The organism is Hydrogenivirga sp. 128-5-R1-1, from assembly GCF_000171895.1.
Window position 1 is genome coordinate 1 of record NZ_ABHJ01000297.1, and the last position, 1603, is coordinate 1603.

Here is a 1603-nt window from a genome sequence, read left to right on the forward strand (position 1 = left end):
CGGCGCAGTATTTAAACTGGTTCCCAAATATGTTCCCCATGCTACAGGTGGAGCTGCCGGATGGGTGGGTGGACTTGGGGCTTTCGGTGGATTTGTAGTTCCTCCAATACTTGGGATATTTGTCCAAAATTACGGAGTTATTGGTTACTCTAAAGGTTTTATTGTATACGTTATTTTGGCATTAATTGCAATTATAATTTCTATTATGTTATGGAAATCCTATGGTAAAAAAATAAACAAACCTATTGAAGATTAAAGAGGCACTTATGGAGAAAATAACGGCTCAATGTCCATACTGTGGAGTAGGCTGTGGGCTTGAGATATTTGAGGATAAAAAAGGCAGGATAAAAATAAAAGGAGATAAAGAGCACCCTGCCACAAAAGGAGATTTATGTCTTAAACCAATTCCACTTCCAAAAGTAATGGATATTGGCCGTGTCCCTGCACCTTTATACAGGGAAAATAAAAGGGACAAATTCAGGGAAATAACATGGGAAGAAGCAATAAAAATAATTGCGCAAAAGCTAAAGGAAAATCAGCCTGACGAAAATTATTTTTACATCTCCGGACAGTTAACAACAGAAGATAGTTATGTAATAAACAAATTTGTAAAAGGATTCATAGGCACAAACAATATAGATGCAAATTCAAGGCTTTGTATGGCTTCTGCAGTTATGGGATATAAAATGGCCTTTGGCTCAGATGGCCCTCCTGGAAGCTATGAGGATATAGATGATGCGGATGCTTTTGTGTTTGCCGGTTCAAATGCAGCATGGACTCATCCGGTTCTATTCAAAAGGGTTTTAAACAGAAGAAAAGAATATCCAGAAGCAAAAATTATAGTTATTGACCCTGTTTATACTGCAACAGCAGAAAAAGCTGATATATGGATTGATATTAAGCCAGGAACTGACACAGTTCTGTTTAACAGTATTCTTTATCTTTTGAATAAAAAAGGCTGGCTTGATTATGAGTTTATTGGCAAGCATACAGAGGGATTTTCACAGGCTATAAAAGAAGCAGAAAAGTATCCACCGGAAATAGCTGCCAAGATATGTGAAATAAAACCAAGCCTGATTTATAAACTGGCAGAAATATATGCCTTTAGTAAAAAGGTTATTTCTTTCTGGACAATGGGATTTAATCAGTCCTCTAATGGAACAATGAAAAATCTGGCATTAATAAATGTTCATCTTGCAACTGGAAGAATAAATGAAAAAGGTTGCCCTTTTTCCCTTACAGGTCAGCCAAACGCAATGGGCGGCAGGGAAGTCGGTTATCTGGTAAATGGTCTTCCCGGATACAGAGATGTTAGGAATCCAGAAGACAAAGCATTTATGGAAAAATTCTGGGGTTTACCAGAAGGCAGCATAAAAGATAAGCCAGGAATAACAATAGTGGAAGCTATGGACAGTATGATAAACGGAGATATAAAACTCCTGTGGATTGTCTGCACAAACCCCGCTGTTACAATGCCAAATCTGAATAAGTTCTGGAGAGCTTTAAGAAATACATTTGTAATTGTTCAGGATGCATATTTAACTGACTCTGTTGATTATGCAAATCTGGTTTTACCGGCTTCCCAATGGGGAGAAAAAGAAGG

The 1603-nt window shown here is 37.6% G+C and carries 1 protein-coding gene and 1 pseudogene; both read left to right on the plus strand.

Translation table 11 applies throughout. The features are described from left to right. Nucleotides 1-256: pseudogene (locus tag HG1285_RS19960) on the plus strand (MFS transporter); the annotation flags it as partial. Between the two features lie 10 nt (nt 257-266). Then, on the plus strand, nt 267-1603 hold a 1337-nt coding region (locus HG1285_RS02260; RefSeq protein ID WP_008289172.1), incomplete at its 3' end, for a molybdopterin-dependent oxidoreductase.